Genomic DNA, 18929 nt, shown 5'->3' with positions numbered 1-18929 from the left:
TAGAGGCCGTCAGGGAGGTTCGACTGGTGACTGTGACCACCGACGGTTCTATCCGGGGTGCTACTCCGGCAAACCCCGAGAATCCCTGGGGCGACACCAAGACCGCCGGGACCCCTCGCAGCGGGGGAGTCCTCGGCCCGACCGGGCGTCCCCGGCCGGTCTTTCCCGACCCGCCCCCTCGTACGGTGCACGGGCCGGCGAGGGTCGTCGCCATGGTCAACCAGAAGGGCGGGGTCGGCAAGACGACCACGACCATCAACCTGGGAGCCGCGCTGGCGGAGGCCGGGCTGAGGGTGCTGCTCGTCGACTTCGACCCGCAGGGCGCCCTGTCGGTCGGCCTGGGCATCAACCCCCTCCAGCTCGACCTGACGGTCTACAACCTCCTGATGGAGCGGCAGATCACCGCCAGGGACGTGCTGCTGGAGACCGGCGTCGAACGCATGGACCTGCTGCCCAGCAACATCGACCTGTCGGCCGCCGAGGTCCAGCTCGTCACCGAGGTCGCCCGCGAGCAGGTGCTCGGCCGGGTCATCAAACCCCTGCTGCCCGAGTACGACGTGTGCCTGATCGACTGCCAGCCGTCCCTGGGCCTGCTCACGATCAACGCGCTGGCCTGCGCGCACGGCGTCATGGTGCCGCTGGAGTGCGAGTTCTTCGCGCTGCGCGGCGTGGCGCTGCTGATGGACACGATCATCAAGGTCCAGGAGCGCATCAACGACGAGCTGGTCATCGAGGGTCTGCTGGCCACCATGTACGACGCGCGCACCCTGCACGGCCGCGAGGTGCTGGCCCGGGTCGTGGAGGCGTTCGACGACAAGGTCTACCACACGGTGATCAACCGGACCGTGCGCTTCCCGGACGCGACCGTGGCCGGTGAGCCCATCACCAGCTTCGACTCGTCCTCGCTCGGCGCCAGCGCCTACCGGGAGCTCGCCAGGGAGGTCCTCTCCAGGTGGGCCGCGCTGGAGCAGTGATCCCTCCTGCGGGCAGGGGACGGCCGGGTACGGGACACTGGGGGGATGACCGAGCAGCCGCGAGCCGTGGATGACGCCTTCACGGTGCATCTGGAGGTCTTCGAGGGCCCGTTCGACCTGCTGCTCGGTCTGATCTCCAAGCACAAGCTGGACATCACCGAGGTCTCGCTCAGCCAGGTCACCGACGAGTTCATCTCCTACATCCGGGCCAGAGGCCCGGAGTGGGACCTGGACCAGACGAGCCACTTCCTGCTCGTCGCGGCCACCCTGCTCGACCTCAAGGCCGCCCGGCTGCTGCCGTCCGGGGAGGTCGACGACGAGGAGGACCTGGCCCTGCTGGAGGCCCGGGACCTGCTCTTCGCCCGCCTGCTGCAGTACCGGGCCTACAAGGAGGTCGTGAAGGTCTTCTCCGCCCGGATGGCCGAGGAGGCGCTGCGCTTCCCCCGTACGGTGCCGATGGAGGCCCGGTTCGCGAGCCTGCTGCCCGCTTTGGTGCTGGGCGTCGGCCCCGACCGGCTGGCGGAGATCGCCCGGCGGGCCTTCGCGCCCAGGACGCCGCCGTCGGTCTCGACGGCCCACATCTACCAACCGCTCGCCAATGTCCGCGAGCAGGCGGCTATCCTGGTCGAGCGGCTGCGCCGGGTACGGCGGGCGACCTTCCGGGCCCTCACCTCCGACTGCACCGGCACCTTCGAGGTCGTGGCGCGTTTCCTGGCCGTCCTGGAGCTCTACCGGGAGGCGGCCGTCTCCTTCGAGCAGGTGGAGCCTCTCGGGGACCTGCACGTGACCTGGACCGGCAGCGACGACGGCGACGTCGCCGTGGCCGACGACTACGACGAGACCACCGCGAAGAGAGAGCCTGCCGATGAGTGACGTGGCGCCCGGACCGGGCCTGATCGCGGGCTTCGTCCCGGACACGGCCTCGGAGCCGGGACTGCGCGCCGGGCTGGAGGCGATCCTGCTGGTGGTGGACGAGCCCGTCGCCGAGATCACGCTCGCCCAGGTCCTGGACCGGCCCGTCGCCGAGATCGCCCGGGTGATCCGGGAGCTCTCGGCGGAATACACGAGGGCCGGACGGGGTTTCGACCTCAGAGAGGTCGCGGGCGGCTGGCGGTTCTACACGCGGGCCGAGTGCGCTCCTCTCGTCGAGCGGTTCGTCCGCGACGGCCAGCAGACGCGCCTGACCCAGGCCGCCCTGGAGACCCTGGCCGTGGTCGCCTACCGGCAGCCGGTGAGCCGGGCCCGGGTGGCGGCCATCCGCGGTGTCAACAGCGATGGCGTCATGCGCACGCTGGTGACCAGGGGGCTGGTCGAAGAGGCCGGCACCGAACCGGAGAGCCAAGCCGTGCTCTACCGGACGAGTTCGTATTTTCTCGAGCGGATGGGCCTGCGGGAGCTCGACGAGCTTCCCGAACTGGCGCCCTTCCTGCCCGAAGACATGGAATCCCTAGAGGAGCAGAAGCAGTGAACAACAGGCGCAGTACCCCGTCCGGTGATGGACGCGGTCAAGGCCGTGGCGGAGCCCCGCGCGGCGGTTCCCGCGGAGGGTCGCAGTCCGGTGGATTCCGGGGTGGATCATCCCGGGGCGGATCGTCCTCGGGCGGTTCCCGGGGCGGGGCCTCGGGAGGTTCCCGCGGTGGTTCGTCGGGCGGTTCCCGCGCTGGTTCGTCGGGCGGTTTCCGCTCCGACGCTCCGCGCCGTGACGACCGCGGTGGCTTCCGCGCGGAGCGCGACGGCTCGCGGAGCCGGTTCGGCGGTTCCTCCGGTGGTCAGGGTGGTGGTTTCCGTTCGGACGGGCCGCGCCGTGACGACCGGGGCGGCCCCTCCGGCAGGCCCCAGGGCGGTTCGCAGGGCGGTTTCCGCTCCGACGGCCCGCGCCGCGACGACCGGGGCGGTTCCTCCGACGGCCCACGCCGTGACGACCGGGGTGGTTCCTCCTTCGGCCCGCGCCGTGACGACCGCGGCGGCCAGGGCCCGGGCGACCGAGGCGGTTTCCGCTCCGACGCTCCGCGCCGTGACGACCGCGGTGGCTTCCGCGCCGAGCGCGACGGCTCGCGGAGCCGGTTCGGCGGTTCCTCCGGTGGTCAGGGTGATGGTTTCCGTTCGGACGGGCCGCGCCGTGACGACCGGGGCGGCCCCTCCGGCAGGCCCCAGGGCGGTTCGCAGAGCGGTTTCCGTTCCGACGGCCCGCGCCGCGACGACCGTGGCGGTTCCTCCTTCGGCCCGCGCCGCGACGACCGCGGCGGTCCCTCCTTCGGTGGATCGCGTGACGGTGACACGCGGAGCCGGTTCGGCGGTTCCTCCGGTGGTCAGGGTGGAGGTTTCCGTTCCGACGGTCCGCGTCGCGACGACAGGGGCGGCTACCGCGCCGACGGTCCCGGCCGCGACGACCGGGGCGACAGGGGCGGTTCCTCCTTCGGCGGGTCCCGCGACGGCTCGCGGGGCGGCTTCCGTTCCGACAGTCCGCGCGGGGACGACCGGGGCGGCTTCCGTGCCGATCGGGACGGATCCCGGGGACGGCCCGGCTCCGACCGCCGGGGCGGCGCGCCCGCCGGTGGCTCCCGCGGCCGGTTCGGCAGGAACGACCGCCGCGACGGCGTCCAGACGATCGGCGGTGATCGCGCCGACGCGTACGGCGACCGCCGCCCCTCCGACCGCAACCCGGCGGGCCGGTCCTCCACGGGCCGTACCACCGGGCGGGCTCCCGCGGCCAAGGCGCCGCTGCGGCCCGGCACGATCGCGAACGACCGGTTCAAGACCGCCCGCCAGCCCAAGCGCGACTCCGACTTCTACGACCGCGACTACGTCGACGAGCGCGACACCACCGAGGTCCCGGACGGCGTCCGGCTGCAGAAGGTCCTCGCCCAGGCGGGCGTGGCCAGCCGCCGGGCCTGCGAGGACATGATCGGTGAGGGCCGGGTGACCGTCGACGGCCAGGTGGTGCGCCGCTTCGGCGCCCGGGTCGACCCGGCCAGGCAGATCATCCACGTCGACGGCAAGCGCCTGCCGACCATGCCCGACCTGGTCTATCTGGCGATCAACAAGCCGATCGGCGTGGTCAGCACCATGTCCGACCCGGACGGGCGGCCCTCGCTGGCCGACTTCGTGGCGGACCGCACCGAGCGCCTGTTCCACGTGGGCCGTCTCGACACCGAGACCGAGGGGCTGATCCTGCTCACCAACGACGGCGAGCTGGCCAACCGGCTGACCCACCCGAGCTACGGCGTGCAGAAGAAGTACTGGGCCAAGGTGCCCGGCCGGATCGAGCGCGACCTCGGCCGGCGCCTGAAGAAGGGCGTCGAGCTGGAGGACGGCCTGGCCAAGGCCGACTCCTTCACCCTGGTCCAGGAGCACGGCCAGCAGGCCCTGGTCGAGATCGTGTTGCACGAGGGCCGCAAGCACATCGTCCGCCGGATGCTGGAGGAGGTCGGCCACCCCGTGATCGACCTGGCCCGCATCGAGTTCGGCCCGGTCAAGCTGGGCCGCCTCAAGCCGGGCACGGTCCGCGCGCTGACCCTCACCGAGGTCGGGGAGCTCTACGCGGCCGTCGGGCTGTAACCTTCCTGATACGCGAGTCAGAACACGCCGGATCACCCCTCGGGGTGGTCCGGCGTGGGTCGATATGGAGGAACGGCGATGGTGCGGGCGATCCGCGGTGCGATCCAGGTCGAGGCCAACGACCGGGACGAGATCCTGTCCGGGGTCACCGAACTGGTCACCGAGGTGATGGGCCGGAACAGGCTCACCACCGACGACGTGATCAGCGTCATCTTCACGGCCACGACCGACCTCACCGCCGAGTTCCCCGCCCTCGCCGCCCGCAAGCTCGGCTTCCACGACGTCCCGCTGATCTGCGCCTCCGAGATCGACGTCCCGGGCTCGCTGCCCCGCGTGGTGCGGCTGATGGCCCACGTCGACGTCGACCGCCCCCGCCACGAGATCCAGCACGTCTACCTGCGCGGGGCCGTCGCCCTGCGCGTGGACATCGCCCAGTGACCCCGGTGACCTCCTCGTACGTCGTCACCACCCCCGAGGAGCGCGCGTGAGCGGTCTCGAGAGCGTCCTGATCGTCGGCACCGGGCTGATCGGCACCTCGATCGCCCTGGCGCTGCGCGAGCACGGCGTCACCGTCCACCTGGCCGACCGCGACGCCGCGTCCCTGCGGCTGGCGCGGGAGCTCGGCGCGGGCGTGGAGTGGGACGAGGGGACGCGGGTGGACGTCGCGGTCATCGCGATCCCGCCGCACGCGGTCGCGGAGCGGCTCTCCGCCCTCCAGAAGGCCGGGGCGGCCCGGTTCTACACCGACGTGGCCAGCGTCAAGGTGCTCCCGCTCGGCCGGGCGGCCGAGCTGGGCTGCGACCTGACGACCTACGTGGCCGGGCATCCGCTCGCCGGCCGCGAGCGCTCCGGGCCCGCCGCGGCGCGGGCCGACCTGTTCCTCGGGCGTCCCTGGGCGCTCTGCCCGACCGAGGAGACCTCGGCCGACGCGGTGGAGACCCTGCACGGGCTCGTCAAGCTCTGCGGCGGCGAGGCCGTCAGGATCGGCGCCGAGGAGCACGACCGGGCCGTCGCGGTGGTCTCGCACGCCCCCCACGTGGCCGCCTCCGCGGTGGCCGCCCGCCTCGCGGACGCCCCGGCCGCCGCGCTCGGCCTGGCCGGGCCGGGGGTGCGGGACGTGACCCGCATCGCGGCGAGCGACCCGGCCCTGTGGACCGGGATCCTGTCGGGCAACGCGCTGCCGGTGGCCGAGGTGCTGGAGGCGGTGGCGGCCGACCTGGCGGCCGCGGCGGCCTCGCTCCGGTCGGCCGCCGACCCCGCCGCCATGGCGTCCGTCACCGAGCTGCTGCACCGCGGCGTCGCGGGCACCGGCCGCATCCCCGGCAAGCACGGAGGCCCCCCGCGGGCCTACTCCACCGTCCAGGTGATCATCGGTGACCGTCCCGGTGAGCTGGCCAGGCTCTTCAAGGTGGCCGAGGCGGTGGGCGTCAACATCGAGGACGTGCGGCTGGAGCACGCCCCGGGCCTGCCGCTGGGAGCGGCCGAGCTCTGGGTGCAGCCCCAGGCGGTGCCCACGCTGAGCGAGGCCCTGCGCGAGCACGGCTGGCACCTGCCCTGAGGGCGGCCCGGGCTCCCCGACGAGAAGGGCCCGGGTTCCCCCCGGGAGCGGCCGTGCGAGGGGCTGACGCCGCCGTCCCCGGACGGGGACGGGCGCTCGATGCGCGCTTCCTTCCCGGCTCCCGGTAGCCTCGTACGGACAACTGAAGCGGGCTGCAAGGGAGAGGCGTCGTGACCGGACTGGTCGTCGCCATGGACGGTCCTTCGGGATCGGGCAAGTCGAGCGCGTCACGAGGGGTGGCGCGGGCCCTTGGGCTGCGTTATCTCGATACCGGTGCGATGTACCGGGCGATCACCTGGTGGATGCTCCAGCAGGGCGTCGACCTGGCCGACCCCGGCGCGATCGCCGCGCGGGCGCTCGACCCGGTCCTCACGCTGGGCACCGACCCGGACGCCCCCGCGGTGGCCGTCGACGGCGCCGACGCCGCCGGGCCGATCCGTACCGCTGAGGTCACCGCGGCCGTCTCGGCGGTCAGCGCGGTGCCCGAGGTACGGCGCCGCCTGGTGGCCCAGCAGCGTGAGATCATCGGCACGGGCGGCATCGTCGTCGAGGGCCGTGACATCGGCACGGTCGTGGCGCCCGACGCCGCGGTCAAGATCTACCTGACCGCGAGCGCGGACGCCAGGGCGCTGCGTCGTACGGCGGAGCTGAACGACACCACGGTGGAGGCGCAGCGGACCGCGATGGCCCGCCGCGACACCCTCGACTCGACCCGCGCGACGGCCCCGCTGGCCAAGGCGGACGACGCCGTCGAGCTCGACACCACGGCGCTGAACCTCGAAGAGGTCATCGCCGAAATACTGCGTGTGATTAAGGAAAAGGCGTGACCGGGGAATACGACGACGACAACGGCTGGATCGACGCGGAGCTCGCCGATCCGGGGACCGACGACAGCTCGAGGAACAACGGGAGCGACGGGGACGAGGCGTACGACAACGCCCCGCAGCCCGTCGTGGCCGTGGTGGGCCGCCCCAACGTGGGCAAGTCCACCCTGGTCAACCGGATCATCGGCCGCCGCGAGGCGGTCGTGGAGGACGTGCCGGGGGTGACCCGCGACCGTGTCACCTACGACGCCACCTGGCGGGGACGCCGCTTCACGGTGGTCGACACCGGAGGCTGGGACCCGGACGCGACCGGCATGGCACTGAAGATCGCCGAGCAGGCGCAGGTGGCGGCCGAGCTGGCCGACGTGATCCTGTTCGTGGTGGACGCCGTCGTGGGCGTGACCGACGCGGACGAGATCGTCGGCCACGTGCTGCGCGGGTCCGGCAAGCCGGTCATCCTGGCCGCCAACAAGGTCGACAACCAGCAGATGGAGCTGGAGGCCGCCGGTCTCTGGTCCCTGGGCCTGGGCGAGCCGCAGCCGGTCTCCGCGCTGCACGGCCGTTCCAGCGGTGACCTGCTGGACGTGATCCTGGAGAAGCTGCCCGAGACGCCGGAGCAGCGCTTCGGTGCCGAACGCGGCCCGCGCAGGGTCGCCCTGGTCGGCAAGCCGAACGTGGGCAAGTCCTCGCTGCTGAACAAGCTGGCCGGCTCCGAGCGGGTGCTGGTCGACCCCATGGCGGGCACCACCCGTGACCCGGTCGACGAGCTGATCGAGCTCGGCGGCAAGACCTGGCGGTTCATCGACACCGCCGGCATCCGGCGGCGCGACCGCGAGCTCAAGGGCGCCGACTTCTACGCGAGCATGCGCACCCGGGGGGCCCTGGAGCGCTCGGAGATCGCGGTGGTGCTCATCGACGCCAGCGAGGTGCTGACCGAGCAGGACCTGCGGATCATCTCGCTGGTGATCGAGTCCGGCCGGTGCATGGTGGTGGCGTTCAACAAGTGGGATCTGCTGGACGAGGACCGCCGCTACTACCTGGAGAAGGAGATCGACCGCCAGCTCGTCCGCGTACCGTGGGCGCTGCGGATCAACATCTCCGCCAAGAACGGCTGGCACGTCGACCGGCTCGTCCCGGCGATCGAGAAGGCGCTGGACTCCTGGTCGACCCGGGTGCCCACGGCCCGCCTGAACGCCTTCCTGACCGACCTGGTGGCGGCCACCCCGCCGCCGGTCCGCAGCGGCAAGCAGCCCAAGATCCTCTTCGCCACCCAGGCGTCGACGGAGCCGCCGAAGTTCGTGCTGTTCACCTCGGGCTTCCTGGAGGAGACCTACCGCCGCTTCATCGAGCGCCGGATCCGCGAGGAGTTCGGCTTCGCCGGCTCGCCCATCGAGGTGACGATGAAGATCCGCGAGAAGCGCCAGCCGCAGGGCAAGCGGAAGTAGGCCCCTTCCGGTACGGGACGATCCCGCGAACGAACGAACGACCCGGCACGTGCCGGGTCGTTCGTCGTCTCCGGATGATCCGCCGGTGCCCGCCGGTCGGTGGTCCGTCGCCCGGTGGCCTTCGAAGCGAGGCGTCAGGCTACCTTCCGGGGGTCTGGCGCACCGGCCCGGAGCCGGGCAGCAGCAGCGCGGTCAGCGCGCCCACCCCGCACAGGACGGCGGTGATCAGGAAGATCTCGCTGTACTCGGTGTGCAGCGCCGCCTTGATCGCCGCCTGGTACTCGGCCAGCCGGGTGGCGTACACGGCCGCGTCCACCCCGAACGGCAGGGGGGTGTCCAGGTCGGCGGTGAGGGACTGGAATCGGTGGAACCCCCAGGCGGACAGGGCCGCGACACCGAGCAGCATGCCCATCATCCGGGCCACGACCACCGCGGCCGAGGACACCCCGTGCTGGGCGGCGGGGACGACGCGCAGCACCGCCGAGGAGATCGGCGCGATCACCAGGCCGAGGCCCAGACCGGCGACGACGAGGTCGACGTCCATCCGGTACCCGGCCGAGGCCAGGTCCAGCGGCCACTGGCCGATCCGCACGTACCCGGCCGCGGCCACCGCGAGCCCCGCCACGCACACCGCGCGCTCGCCGTACCGGCGGGAGAGGAACCCGCCCGCCACCGCGGCCACGGAGAGGGCGATCAGGAAGCGTGAGAGCACCAGGGCGCCGTCCAGGGCCGGCAGGTTGAGCAGCGTCTGCGCCGAGAGCTGCACGTCGACCAGGGTGACCAGCAGCGCCGCGCCGGTCACGAAGGCGACCCCGAGCGTGGCGAAGAACGGGCGGCGCAGCGCCCCGGTCAGGTCGATCAGCCGGGTCCTGGCGCGCGCCTCCCAGGCGGCGAACGCGACACCGGACACCACCCCGGCGGCGATGGCGGGCAGGCCCCACGGCGGAAGGACGGCCCCGCCCGGGTCGGGGTTGTACAGCCCGACCACCAGCAGGCCCAGCGCGAGCGCCAGCAGCAGGCCGCCGACGACGTCGACGCGCTCTGCCCGGTCGGCGCCGTGGCGGGCCCGGTCGCGGGCGGGCGGCGGCACCGACCGCTGCACGGCGATCGCGGCCAGGGCCACCAGCGGAAGGTTCAGCCAGAAGATCGACCGCCAGCCGCCGAGCTGCACACCGCCGAGCTGGAGGGTGGACGGGACCAGCGCGGCCAGCGCGGCGCCGTACAGCGGGCCCAGCACGCTGCCGAGCTCCTGGGCCGAGCCCACCGCGCCGAGCGCCACCGGACGCTCGTCCTCCTCCCACAGGTCCCCGATCAGGGCCATGGTGATCGGCAGCAGCGCACCGCCCGCGACGCCCTGCAGGGCCCGTCCAGCGACCAGCCAGGGCACGGTCTCGCCCAGCGCGGTGACGACCGAGCCCACGGCGAACCCGGCCAGGCAGAGCTGGATGAGCGGGCGCCTGCCGTACCGGTCGGAGAGCCGGCCGAGCAGCGGCATGGCCGCGATGTAGCCGAGCAGGAAGCCGGTGACGATCGGGGTGGCCCGCTCCAGGTGGTTGAGCGGGACATCGACGTCCCTGGCGATGTCGACGAGGACGGTGACCACGACGTACGCGTCCAGGGCGGCCAGCAGGACGGCGGTGCCGCCGACGCCGAGGGCGACCCGCCGCCTGGCCGCGGAGCCACGGCCCGGGGAGGCCGGGGAGGTGGAAAGGTCGCCTTCGGAACCGTCGGCGGCACCCCCGGACAGGGCGGAGCCGGTGAGAGGCCCCCCGGAGGCGGCGGAGGGGGAGTCGGGGTCCGGGTGACGGTCCCCGGGGGCTCCGGGGGCCCCGGGGGCGAGGTGGGACACCGTCACCCCGCCGGGGCGGTGATCTTGACCGGTACGTCGTAGTCGCCGAAGCCCACGATCACCTTGCCGCCGGTCAGCGGCAGGTCCGCCTTGATCAGCCGGGCGGTGGCCCGGTCCATCCAGAGCGTGGCGTCGACGTTCTGCGCGATGCCGGGCACCATCGTGGCGAGCACCTGCTGGGAGAGGGTGGCCGTCACCCGGTAGACGTCGGCGCCGTCCAGGGTCTCGGCCGCATGCGTCTTCGGGTTCTGCGCGGTGCCCAGGAGCTGCACCACGCCCCGGTCGGGGTCGAGGATGGCCGACGGGTCGTAGATCGCCGCCAGCTGGCTCCGCGACATCTTCTGGAAGCCGCCGGTCGCGCCCTTGAAGTGGACGGTCTCCCCGAGCAGCACGAAACTGATCTCCTGCAGGGTGCCCAGCACGTCGACCTGGAGGGTGCCGTCCGCGTCACCGGTTCCGGTGAGACGGCCGGAGGCCTTCTTGACCTGTACCGGCGGGGTGCCCTCGGTCTCCATCGAGAAGGTGACGGACTTCGCGGCGCGTGCCGCCTCCGCGGACTTCTTGACCAGTTCGGCGCCGCTGGGAAGGGGCGCGGCCGTACCGCCCGCTCCGCCTCCCCCGCTGCATGCGGTGATCAGGGAGAGCGCGGCGATCACCGCGGCGATGAGGATCCGGCGAGCAGGCATGGCCGGATCGTAGCCACCCCCCGGTCTACTCGTGGAGAACGGGGGGTATCGGTTTTGCGTCAGCGAATGCCCTTGAGGTGCTTGACCACGGGGGCGTACGCCGTCTCCAGCTCGATGAGCTGATCGTCGGTGAGCAGGTCGATGAAGTGCCGGCGCACGCTGCCGACGTGGTGCGGCGCGACCTTCTGGATGGTGGCCCAGCCGTGTTCGGTGAGCACGGCGAAGGTGCCGCGCCGGTCGTCGGCGCACGTCTCCCTGGCGACCAGGCCGGCGCTCTCCATCCGCGAGATCTGGTGCGACAGCCGGCTTCGGGACTGGATCGTGGCCTCGGCCAGATCGCTCATCCGCATGCGGCGGTCGGCGATCTCCGACAGGTTCACCAGGATCTCGTAGTCGTTCAGGGAGAGCCCGAAGGGCTGTAACTCCCGGTCGAGGCGGTGTTCGAGAAGTTTGTGGGCGGCCAGATGGGCGCGCCATGCCCCCTGCTCGATCGGGGAGAGCCAGTGGGTCTCCTCACCGTCCACCGGTCGTTCACCCCTCTCGTCCACCGCTCCCGTGGCGCCGGTGGCCTCGCCGGCCCCGGTGCTCTCGGTGGTCTCATCCCCCGGCCGACCACTCCGCTCGCCGGGTGAGGCTTGCTTCACGGTCATAGATCAGAATCTACCTCACAGGATGCCGATCTTTCGTGGTCGCCGACATGGTGTTCCGGCGTCGATCATGTCAAGGATCACCGGATCCCACCGGGTTCCGTCCTGTCCGCTCGTGTCGTGTCATGTACAGATACGGATGGCGCCTCGCGGCGGTTCACGGCGCCGCCGCCGGACGGGTCACCGGGCGCACGTAGGGTGACCGCATGGAGGAGAACGCGGCGGCGGGTACGAGTGCCGGGGCGGACGCCGGGGGCGGGGCGGCGTCGGAGAGCCTGATCACGGTGGTGGTGGCGGGCCTGGCCAACCTGGCGATCGCCGTCGCCAAGCTGGTCGCCGGGCTGATCAGCGGCTCCTCGGCGATGCTGTCCGAGGCCGCGCACTCCGCCGCCGACACCCTCACCGAGGTGCTGCTGTACGTCGCGGTGCGCAGGGGCGGGCAGCCCGCCGACGTACGGCACCCGTTCGGGCACGGCAGGGCCGGGTTCTTCTGGGGACTGATGGCGGCCTTCGCCACCCTCGTCGGCGGGGCCGGGTTCTCCATCACCCACGGCGTGCACGAGATCGGCGCGGGCGAGAGGCTCAGCGATCTGACGATCTCGTACGTGGTCCTCGCGGTCTCCTTCCTGATCGAGGGGGTGTCGTTCCTGCGGGCCCTGGCGCAGGTGCGCGGCCAGGCCCGCCGGTACGAGGTGAGCCCCCGGCGGTACGTCACGAAGACCTCCGACACCGCGCTGAAGGCCGTGCTCTTCGAGGACGCCGCGGCCCTGGCCGGGCTGCTGATCGCCGGTGCGGGCCTGCTGGCCGCCCAGCTGACCGGCTCGTCCGTCTGGGACGGCGTCGCCTCCGTGCTGATCGGCCTGCTGCTCCTGTGGGTCGCGATCAACCTGATCCGGACCAACGTCTCGCTGCTGATCGGCCAGGCCGCGCCCGCGTCGATCGCCGAACGGATCGGCGAGGAGATCCGGGCCATGCCCGAGGTCGAGAACGTGGTGGAGCTGCTGACCATGATGATGGGCCCCGGGGAGATCCTGGTCGCGGCCCGGATCGACTTCGTGGACGAGGCCACGGGAGCGAGCCTGGAACGGGCCGCCGACCGGGTGGAGCGCACGCTCAAGGAACACTTCCCGCAGATCGTGCAGGTGTTCCTGGACCCCACCCCCGGCCTGGGCGCCCGGGAGGACCCGGACGCCGGAGACGGCTCGGAAACGCGCGACCGTCCGGGTGACGGCCGTGACGGGCGGGACGATCCGGAGAGCGGCGACGCCCCCGCGGACCCCACGCCTCCGACCACGGACCGGCAACCCTGATGACAGTCATCCCGATGAGTCGATGCTCTCAAGACGCTTCGACGAAAGGGACGACCCCCGCCCGAGGACGTCTCAGCCCCTCACCCTTTCCACGCCCCACGAGGCCGCACCGGCAACTGGCCCGTGAGGCCGCGCCGGTGACTGGACCGAGGAGCGAAGGAGCGAAGCGGATGAGTGACGAGGGAAGGAGGCGGGTCTAAGCGGCCTCACCGCGACGCGCAGCGTCGCCATAAGCAGGGCGTCGCCATGAATCACGTCAGCGGCGCAACCACTTTTCGATCTCGTCCGGGTGCCTGGGAAGGCCCGAGGACAGCATGTGGGCGCCGTCGGCGGTGATGACGAGGTCGTCCTCGATGCGTACCCCGATGCCGCGCAGTTCCGGCGGGAGCGTCAGGTCGTCGGGCTGGAGGTAGAGACCGGGTTCGACGGTCAGCACCTGCCCCTCCTCCAGTACGCCGTCCAGGTAGACCTCGGAGCGGGCCCTGGCGCAGTCGTGCACGTCCATCCCGAGCATGTGGCCGCTGCTGCAGAGCGTGTAGCGCCGGTACAGGCCGCTGCCGGGCTCCATGGCCTCGTCCGCGCTGATCTTCAGTACGCCCCAGTCGTGCAGTCCCTCCGCGATGACCCGCATGGCCGCGCGGTGGAAGTCGCGGAAGCGCGCGCCGGGCCGCAGGGTGGCGATCGCCGCCTCCTGGGCCTCGTACACCAGCTCGTAGACCTGGCGCTGGACCGGGTCGAAGCGGCCGGACAGCGGCAGGGTCCTGGTGATGTCGGCGGTGTAGAGGTGGTCGGTCTCCACGCCCGCGTCCAGGAGCAGCAGCTCGTTCTCGTTCAGCCGCCCGTCGTTGCGGATCCAGTGCAGCACGCAGGCGTTGGCGCCGGAGGCCACGATGCTGTCGTAGCCGACCGCGTTGCCCTCCAGGCGGGAGCGGAGCCCGAAGACCCCCTCCAGGTAGCGTTCGCCGCGCCGGTGCTCCAGGGCCGCGGGCAGCGCCCGTGCCACGTCCTCGAACCCCCGGACGGTCGCCTCCACCGCGAACCGGAGCTCGGCGATCTCCCACTCGTCCTTGATCAGCCGCATCTCGGACAGGAACGTCTCCAGTTCGGCGTCCCCGTCGTGGGGGGCGACGCGCCCGTCGACCGAGGCGTCCACCCCGCGCAGCACCCGCGCGGGCCCGCCGAGCACGTCGTCCAGCCGGTCGATCGGCGCGCAGGTGATCTGCAGGAGCGCCTCGGCCTCCGCCAGGTCGGGGCGCCGTCCCACCCAGAACTCGCCGTAGCGGCGGTCGCGGTAGAACTCCTGGCCGGCCTCGCCGGGCGCCGAGCGCGGCGAGCGGGGGCGCAGGAACAGCACGGCCTCCCCGGAGGGCTCGACGACCAGCACGTCGTCGGGCTCCTGGCCACCGGTGAGGTAGGCGAACGCGGTGTGCGCCCGGAACCGGTGGTCGGAGTCGTTGCTGCGCGTCGTGAGCGTGCCGGAGGGGATGACGAGCCGTTCGCCGGGGAACCGGGCGGCGAGCGCGGCGCGGCGCTTGGCGGTGTAGGAGACCTGCGGCAGCGGTGCCAGGTCGTCGCGGTGGGTGTCGGCCCAGCCGGTCGTCATGAACGCGGCGAGCGCGTCGGAGACCGGCAGGTCATGGCTACCGATATTGAGCTTTTGCGTCATTTTGTCCCCGGGAGCGAAGGTCTGCGTGCGCCGTCCACGCTAACCGGAGCGCCGCGGCCGCGCATCCCCGGTGATGCACGGCCGCGACGCGGCCCGTTCCCCGATCCGTACCGGACGGCCCGTTCCCGACCCGGACACGCACCCGGACACGCACCCGGACCCGTGCCCGGCCGGTGCCCGTCCGGCGGCCTGGTCGGCCGGTCCGATCGGTGCCCGGCCGGTGCCCGGTCCGTGGCCCGCCGGTCAGCCGACCGGGACCTGGTACTCCTTGGCCAGGTCGGAGGTGGCGGCCTCCTTGAAGATCTTCGCGCCGCCCAGGGCCTCCTTGTCGGGCTTGACGACGTACGACAGCAGCGAGGCGGGCTTGTCGAACGAGGTGAAGTCCATCTCGGTGCCGAACTCCGCACCCCAGGCCGCCTGGCTGCGGTGCGCGGCCACCACGCCGGCCCGGCTCAGGTCCTTGTTCTCGCAGGCCTTCCTGAGCGCGTCGACCACGATCGCCGCCGACGAGTAACCGGCGGCCACGCCGCTGTCGATCGCGGTGTCGGGGTACTTCGCGGCGTAGTCGGCGGCCAGCTTCTTCATGGCGGCGTTGTCGGCGCTGATCGGCGTGCCCGCGGTCATGAAGTAGAAGTCCTTCAGCAGCGCGGGCCCGGCCGGGGTGGGCAGCAGTTGCGGGGAGTAGGCCGAGTTGCTGCCGACGAACGGGACGTCCATGCCCTTGGCCAGTGAGACGCCGACGAGCGAGGCGGTCTGCCGGGGCCCGACCGAGACCAGGATGGCCTTGACGCCCTCGGCCTTGAACGCCGCGACCTGGGCGCTCATGTCCTGGTCGGTGGCCTTGATCTTCTGCTCCACCAGGGTGAGCCCGAGCTTGCCGGTGGCGAACTTGGACCCGTTCAGCGCGCTCTCGCCGTAGTCGCCCTCGAAGTACAGGTGACCGATCTTGTCCCCGGACTTGACGCCCTTCTCCTTGGTCAGGAAGTCGACCGCGTTGATCATGTCGATGTCGTACGTCGTCCCGGTGACCTGGATGGGCTTGCTGCCCAGCAGCGCGGTCGCCCAGGCCTGCGGGATGGTGAGCATCTGGTCGGCCTCGAGGCGCTGCTTGATGGCGTTGACCATCGGCGAGCCCACGACGTGGGCCAGCGCCACCGTCCTGGGGGCGATCTCGGTGTAGGTCGCGACCGCCTTCTGCGCGTCGTAGCCGTGGTCGCGCACCAGGGCCTCCAGCTGCCGCCCGCACACGCCCCCGGCCGCGTTCGCCTGCTCGAAGTACAGCTGCTGGGACTGGGTCAGGCTCTTGCCGAACGAGGCGTAGGGGCCGGTGAGGTCGGTCATCAGACCGAGGGTGATCGTGTCCGCGGTGACGCCGGGACCGGTCTTCACACCGTCCCCCCCGACGGCGGAGGGGGCGGCGCCTCCGCTGCCCCCGGTGGCCTTCTCGCTGGCGCACGCGGTGACGGCCAGGGCCAGGACGGCGAGCGCCGCCATGCGCCGGACCGGGGTTCTCGAGTTTCGCATGTGATCAGTTCCTTGGGTCGGGGGACGGGGCGGGAGAGGGGGACAGCGGGGTCTGCCTCGCGGGTGCGGCGGGGGTGGCCCGCCCCCGCAGGGCGAGACCGGCCCGCCTGGCGAGGCCGAACAGCCCGCCGGGCAGGAAGAGCACGATGACGACGACGGCGGCGCCGTACAGGATGCGGGCCGCCTCGGCGGGGGAGACGCCGCCGGATCCGGGCTCGGCCACCAGCGGCAGGGCGTCGCTGTAGCGGCTGAGCACCTGCGGGAGCATCGAGATGAAGAAGGCGCCGATGACCGCGCCCGCGACCGAGCCGAGCCCGCCGATGATGATCATCGCGAGGTAGTCGAGGGAGAGCAGCAGGCCGAAGTAGTCCGGTACGGTCCGCTGGAAGACCAGGGCGACCAGCACCCCGGCCAGCCCGGCGTACATCGACGAGAGCACGAACACCCCGGCGCGGTAGCGCGCCACCGGCACGCCCATCACCCCGGCGGCGATCTCGTGGTCGCGGATGGTGTTCATGGCCCGTCCGGGCCGGCCGCGCAGCACGCCGCGGGCGAACAGCGCCGCGCCGGTCAGCAGGACCAGCCCCAGGAACCAGAGCCGTTCCAGCGCCCCGAACGGCACCTGGGCGATCACCAGCTCGGGGGTGTCGGCGAAGACGAGCCCGAACAGCTCCATCGGCGGCACCGGGCGCCCGTTGTAGCCTCCCGTCACGGGTTCGGCGTTGAACAGCACGTGCTGGCCGACGAAGATCAGCGCCAGGGTCGCGATGCCCAGGTAGGCGCCCTTCAGGCGACCGGCGATCGGGCTGAACAGCCCGCCGGCCGCGCCCGCGGCCACCACCGCGAGCAGCGCGGCCAGGGGGGTGGGCAGGCCCAGGCCGCCGAGGGCGTGCGCGCCGCCCTCGGGCTCGGAGGAGAAGTAGACGTAGGCGTACGCGCCGACCGCGAGGAAGAACGCGTGCCCCATGGACAGCTGTCCGGTGGCACCCGTCAGCAGGTTGATGCCGATCGCCCCGATCGCCGCCGACATCGCGAAGAGCCCGGCCTGCAGCCAGAAGCCCTCCAGGTAGAACGGCACGGCGACCGCCACCGCGGCCAGCGCGAGACAGGCGAGGATGACCTTCTTAGACACGCGCCAGCTCCCTCGTCCCGAACAGCCCCGCGGGGCGGATGAGCAGGACCACGATCATCACGAGGAACGGGGCGACGTCGCCGATGCCCCGTCCCAGGAAGGCCAGGTCGTTCTGGTAGCCGCTCATCATGGCCTCGGTGACGCCGATGATGAGCCCGCCGGCCAGCGCCCCGGTGGTGGAGTCCAGGCCGCCGAGGATCGCTGCGGGGAACGCCTTCATCGCCGCGAACGTGGTGCTGCGGTCCAGCCCGGGGGTGGGAAAGACGCACAGGAAGAGCGCGGCGACCGCGGCGAGCGCGCCGGCCACGGCCCAGGCCCCCATCGAGACCCGCCCGCGCCGCACGCCCATCAGCGCGGCGGTCTCGGAGTCCTCGGCGGTGGCCCGCATGGCGATGCCCCAGTTGGTGTACTTGAAGGCCAGCAGGAACGCGGTGATCAGGGCGGCGGCCACTCCCAGGGCGACCACCCGCGTTTGCGCCACGCTGACCTCTCCCAGGTGCAGCACCCGGTCGCGCCACGGGTCGCCCAGGGCGAGCACGTCGGTGCCGATCCGCCGGGTCAGCTCGGTGACGAGCACGATGTCGACGCCGATCGTCACGATCGCCAGGACGCTGTGCGAGGTGACGTTCGCCCGGCGGATGATGAGGAACTCGATCAGCGCGCCCACCGCGGCCGCCACGGTGACGCCCAGCGCCAGGGCCGCCCAGAAACCGATCGACGGGTGCAGCTTGGCGACCACGAAGCCGCCGACCAGCAGCAGCGAGGCGTGCGCGAAGTTCACCACCTCGGTCGCCTTGAAGATGATGACGAAGCCCAGGGCGATCAGCGCGTAGACGGCCCCGACGGAGATCCCGTTCACCAGGAGCTCAAGAAAAGTGATCATGAAGTGACCCCTCCGGTCCCGGCCCCGCCGTCGATGCCGTCGATGCCGTCGATGGTGACGCTCTCGGCCGCCGCGCCCAGGTAGGCGCGGACGACGCCGGGGTCGTTCTGCACCTCGGCGGGCGTCCCGTCGGCGATGCGCCTGCCGAAGTCCAGGACGGTCACCGCGTCGGCGAGCCGCATGACCATCCCCATGTCGTGCTCGACCAGCAGGATCGAGATGCCGAGGCTCTCGCGCACCGCCATGATCAGCTCGGCCATGTCGCGCCGCTCGCCGCCGTTCATCCCGGCCACCGGCTCGTCCAGCAGCAGCAGCCGCGGCTCCATGCACAGGGCCCGGGCCAGCTCCACGCGTTTCTGCACCCCGTACGGCAGGAGCCCGACCGGGGTGGCGAGCCGCTCGGCGAGCCCGACGAACGTGGCGATCTCGGTCACCCGTTCGCCGTGCGCGGCGGCCTCGCGGCGGGCCGACGGCAGCCGCAGCCCGGCCGAGACGAACCCGGCGCGGGTCAGCCGGTGGCGGCCGAGCATGAGGTTGTCGCGTACCGACAGGTGCGCGGAGAGCGCGATGTTCTGGAAGGTGCGCGCCACGCCCAGGGCGGCGATGCGGTGCGGGGCCAGCGCGGTCAGCTCGGCGTCGCCGAACCGCACACTGCCCGAGGTGGCGCGGTAGACGCCCGACAGCACGTTGAAGCAGGTCGACTTGCCCGCCCCGTTGGGCCCGATCACCGCGTGCACGCTGCCCGGCTCGACGGTGAAGCCGACCGCGTCCAGCGCGGTGAGCCCGGCGAACCGCACCGTGACGTCGCGGACCTCCAGCCGGGGGACGGAGTCGTCCATACCGCCTGGTTGGTATGTCGTGCTCACGCCGGTT

At 72.3% G+C, this 18929-nt stretch carries 17 protein-coding genes; 9 read left to right on the top strand and 8 right to left on the bottom strand.

The window, feature by feature from the left end; translation table 11 throughout:
• Positions 1 to 26 precede the first annotated feature (26 nt).
• The 8 genes from ABD832_RS34555 to der all read left to right on the top strand — a co-directional run bounded on the left by ABD832_RS34555 (position 27) and on the right by der (position 8359).
• Positions 27 to 974 carry a ParA family protein gene (locus ABD832_RS34555; RefSeq protein ID WP_344904185.1) on the top strand — a complete coding sequence of 316 codons (948 nt, stop codon included), beginning with the start codon at positions 27 to 29 and terminating at the stop codon, positions 972 to 974.
• A 45-nt stretch (positions 975 to 1019) separates the two neighbouring features.
• Entirely contained in the window at positions 1020 to 1847 is an 828-nt protein-coding gene (locus ABD832_RS34550; RefSeq protein ID WP_344904182.1) for a segregation and condensation protein A, read from the top strand.
• Positions 1840 to 2442 (top strand): SMC-Scp complex subunit ScpB, encoded by a 603-nt coding sequence (scpB, locus tag ABD832_RS34545; protein WP_344904179.1) that lies wholly within the window; start codon positions 1840 to 1842, stop codon positions 2440 to 2442. The genes ABD832_RS34550 and scpB overlap by 8 nt, the downstream gene beginning before the upstream one ends.
• Positions 2439 to 4532, top strand: coding sequence for a pseudouridine synthase (locus ABD832_RS34540; protein WP_344904176.1), 2094 nt, complete (start codon positions 2439 to 2441; stop codon positions 4530 to 4532). Before scpB ends, ABD832_RS34540 begins: the two co-directional genes overlap by 4 nt.
• A 78-nt stretch (positions 4533 to 4610) precedes the next feature.
• Complete coding sequence (gene aroH, locus ABD832_RS34535) at positions 4611 to 4970, top strand: chorismate mutase (protein ID WP_344904173.1); 360 nt, start codon at positions 4611 to 4613, stop codon at positions 4968 to 4970.
• Positions 4971 to 5016: 46 nt separating this feature from the next.
• Positions 5017 to 6090, top strand: a complete 1074-nt coding sequence (locus ABD832_RS34530) for a prephenate dehydrogenase (protein WP_344904169.1) — start codon at positions 5017 to 5019, stop codon at positions 6088 to 6090.
• 170 nt (positions 6091 to 6260) lie between these two features.
• Complete coding sequence (gene cmk, locus ABD832_RS34525) at positions 6261 to 6917, top strand: (d)CMP kinase (protein WP_344904166.1); 657 nt, start codon at positions 6261 to 6263, stop codon at positions 6915 to 6917.
• Positions 6914 to 8359 (top strand): ribosome biogenesis GTPase Der, encoded by a 1446-nt coding sequence (der, locus tag ABD832_RS34520; protein ID WP_344904163.1) that lies wholly within the window; start codon positions 6914 to 6916, stop codon positions 8357 to 8359. The genes cmk and der overlap by 4 nt, the downstream gene beginning before the upstream one ends.
• Before the next feature lie 139 nt (positions 8360 to 8498).
• Here der and ABD832_RS34515 read toward each other — a convergent pair whose 3' ends face one another.
• From ABD832_RS34515 to ABD832_RS34505, 3 genes are read right to left on the bottom strand one after another with little or no spacing between them, the layout of a single operon-like run.
• Positions 8499 to 10208 carry an MFS transporter gene (locus ABD832_RS34515; protein WP_344904159.1) on the bottom strand — a complete coding sequence of 570 codons (1710 nt, stop codon included), beginning with the start codon at positions 10206 to 10208 and terminating at the stop codon, positions 8499 to 8501.
• Between the two features lie 2 nt (positions 10209 to 10210).
• Complete coding sequence (locus ABD832_RS34510) at positions 10211 to 10894, bottom strand: LppX_LprAFG lipoprotein (protein ID WP_344904156.1); 684 nt, start codon at positions 10892 to 10894, stop codon at positions 10211 to 10213.
• 59 nt (positions 10895 to 10953) lie between these two features.
• Positions 10954 to 11544: a MarR family winged helix-turn-helix transcriptional regulator gene (locus tag ABD832_RS34505; RefSeq protein ID WP_344904152.1), complete on the bottom strand. Its 591-nt coding sequence runs from the start codon at positions 11542 to 11544 to the stop codon at positions 10954 to 10956.
• Between the two features lie 203 nt (positions 11545 to 11747).
• On the opposite strand from ABD832_RS34505, the gene ABD832_RS34500 reads away from it, so the two are divergent.
• Complete coding sequence (locus ABD832_RS34500; RefSeq protein ID WP_344904149.1) at positions 11748 to 12851, top strand: cation diffusion facilitator family transporter; 1104 nt, start codon at positions 11748 to 11750, stop codon at positions 12849 to 12851.
• A gap of 256 nt (positions 12852 to 13107) precedes the next feature.
• Here the strand turns inward: ABD832_RS34500 and ABD832_RS34495 are convergent, their stop codons facing one another.
• The 5 genes from ABD832_RS34495 to ABD832_RS34475 all read right to left on the bottom strand — a co-directional run bounded on the left by ABD832_RS34495 (position 13108) and on the right by ABD832_RS34475 (position 18895).
• The gene (locus ABD832_RS34495; RefSeq protein ID WP_344904146.1) at positions 13108 to 14517 is read right to left on the bottom strand and encodes an aminopeptidase P family protein; all 1410 of its coding nucleotides are present in this window, start codon (positions 14515 to 14517) and stop codon (positions 13108 to 13110) included.
• A 243-nt stretch (positions 14518 to 14760) separates the two neighbouring features.
• Positions 14761 to 16041 (bottom strand): ABC transporter substrate-binding protein, encoded by a 1281-nt coding sequence (locus tag ABD832_RS34490; protein WP_344904144.1) that lies wholly within the window; start codon positions 16039 to 16041, stop codon positions 14761 to 14763.
• 4 nt (positions 16042 to 16045) lie between these two features.
• A complete protein-coding gene (locus ABD832_RS34485) occupies positions 16046 to 17173 on the bottom strand; it encodes a branched-chain amino acid ABC transporter permease (RefSeq protein WP_344904141.1) in 1128 nt (375 codons plus the stop codon).
• Complete coding sequence (locus tag ABD832_RS34480) at positions 17166 to 18056, bottom strand: branched-chain amino acid ABC transporter permease (protein ID WP_344904138.1); 891 nt, start codon at positions 18054 to 18056, stop codon at positions 17166 to 17168. Before ABD832_RS34480 ends, ABD832_RS34485 begins: the two co-directional genes overlap by 8 nt.
• On the bottom strand, positions 18053 to 18895 hold the full coding sequence (locus tag ABD832_RS34475; protein WP_344904135.1) for an ABC transporter ATP-binding protein: 843 nt from the start codon (positions 18893 to 18895) through the stop codon (positions 18053 to 18055). Before ABD832_RS34475 ends, ABD832_RS34480 begins: the two co-directional genes overlap by 4 nt.
• Positions 18896 to 18929: the final 34 nt, after the last annotated feature.

The sequence above is a fragment of the Streptosporangium longisporum genome, from assembly GCF_039534895.1.
In the GTDB taxonomy this organism is placed as follows: Bacteria; Actinomycetota; Actinomycetes; order Streptosporangiales; family Streptosporangiaceae; genus Streptosporangium; species Streptosporangium longisporum.
This window is presented reverse-complemented; position numbering and strand designations above follow the sequence as displayed.

Bases quoted from the DNA above. Each gene is read 5' to 3' on its own strand.
- ABD832_RS34550 (WP_344904182.1), top strand. From the start codon at position 1,020: ATGACCGAGCAGCCGCGAGCCGTGGATGACGCCTTCACGGTGCATCTG.
- scpB (WP_344904179.1), top strand. From the start codon at position 1,840: ATGAGTGACGTGGCGCCCGGACCGGGCCTGATCGCGGGCTTCGTCCCG.
- aroH (WP_344904173.1), top strand. From the start codon at position 4,611: ATGGTGCGGGCGATCCGCGGTGCGATCCAGGTCGAGGCCAACGACCGG.
- ABD832_RS34510 (WP_344904156.1), bottom strand. From the start codon at position 10,894: ATGCCTGCTCGCCGGATCCTCATCGCCGCGGTGATCGCCGCGCTCTCC.
- ABD832_RS34505 (WP_344904152.1), bottom strand. From the start codon at position 11,544: ATGACCGTGAAGCAAGCCTCACCCGGCGAGCGGAGTGGTCGGCCGGGG.
- ABD832_RS34500 (WP_344904149.1), top strand. From the start codon at position 11,748: ATGGAGGAGAACGCGGCGGCGGGTACGAGTGCCGGGGCGGACGCCGGG.
- ABD832_RS34495 (WP_344904146.1), bottom strand. From the start codon at position 14,517: ATGACGCAAAAGCTCAATATCGGTAGCCATGACCTGCCGGTCTCCGAC.
- ABD832_RS34490 (WP_344904144.1), bottom strand. From the start codon at position 16,041: ATGCGAAACTCGAGAACCCCGGTCCGGCGCATGGCGGCGCTCGCCGTC.
- ABD832_RS34480 (WP_344904138.1), bottom strand. From the start codon at position 18,056: ATGATCACTTTTCTTGAGCTCCTGGTGAACGGGATCTCCGTCGGGGCC.
- ABD832_RS34475 (WP_344904135.1), bottom strand. From the start codon at position 18,895: ATGGACGACTCCGTCCCCCGGCTGGAGGTCCGCGACGTCACGGTGCGG.